Raw genomic sequence first — 1,237 nt, forward strand, 5'->3', positions numbered from 1 at the left:
AAAAAACGGCTCAATCCGCTCCATCTGGCGCTCAGACAGCAAAAATACTTCACTCACAGGGCTACCCTCCATCGGTAAGCCTGTGAATCACAACCTCTCGCTCAGTTCAATAAATTAATAGGTCCTGAGCCTAGCACTACAGTTGCATTTTGTGTCGTGAGCGAGCGCGGATAGCGCTGATCTGATGCGTTCGTCGAAAGACGGACCATCTGAGGATGTGAGCGACGGGTAGTCTGCGTTGTGCAAGTTTTACGACGAGGCGCCTGATTTCCTGAATGGACCAGCGGACAAGGACGATCGTGTTCTGCGTTGTGTTTTTTTCGGTTTCAATGAGTTTGCCTGATACCGGACACTTGCCATGACGGCATAGGCAAGCATGACCAGAGAGACATGCCGATGCCAACCATGCCAGGAACGGGTCTCGTTATGATCAAGACCGAATTCGTTTTTGGCCGTTTCGAAACATTCTTCGATCCTCCAGCGTGTGCCTTCAACGTTCACGAGTTCCTGCATGGTTGTCCCTTTCGGGCACCAGGTCGTAAAATAGGCAAGGTCTCCATCGGCGATGTTTCGTCGGATCAGCAGGCCACGCGTCCATAGTCCCGGGCTGGAACAGTCAAATTCTTCAGCATTCAGATCGGCAAGCGGGAGATACGCCCAGTCGTATAACCGCTCACCTTTTGTGCCGTGCCCCGCAGACAGACGATGCCAGGCCTGATCTGACAGTTCTGCAGCAATATCTTTCGCTTCTCCGGCAATCAGCGGTTCCGTTGCCCATGATCCGAACCAATGATTGCCCTTGACCCCAAGAACATATCCAATTCCTGCCCGGCGAAGCGTGCGTTCCACATCGCCGACGCCATACACGCTGTCTGCTGCAACCCAGCGGAAGGGCATGCCGGCCTCAATACTCCGCTCAATCATCATCGAGGCTAACGCCGGTTTGGTTGCAAACACCACGTCATCGGGAACGTGGGCCTGCTTCAGGCGCTCACGGTTCGATGTCCAGTCTTTTGGGAGATACAGGGCGCGGTCCACAAAGGCATGACCCCGCGCCGAGACATAGGTGGCAAATACACCCATCTGGCAGTTCGTGATCTTGCCGGCAGATCCCGTATACTGCCGCCCCACACCACAGGACGCCTGACCTTTCTTCAGAAATCCGGTCTCATCGATGACCAGCACGCCATCTTCAGTGCCCAGATGCTCGACCACATGCTCCCTGACGACATCGCGA

Annotated in this window: 1 protein-coding gene; it reads right to left on the reverse strand. The window is 54.6% G+C overall.

Going from position 1 to position 1,237, the window contains the following annotated elements:
• Positions 1-249: 249 nt before the first annotated feature.
• The coding region (locus tag Abin_RS13935; protein ID WP_048847999.1) for an IS701 family transposase at positions 250-1,237 on the reverse strand (988 nt) is incomplete at its 5' end.

Source organism: Acetobacter indonesiensis (assembly GCF_000963945.1).
GTDB lineage: Bacteria > Pseudomonadota > Alphaproteobacteria > Acetobacterales > Acetobacteraceae > Acetobacter > Acetobacter indonesiensis.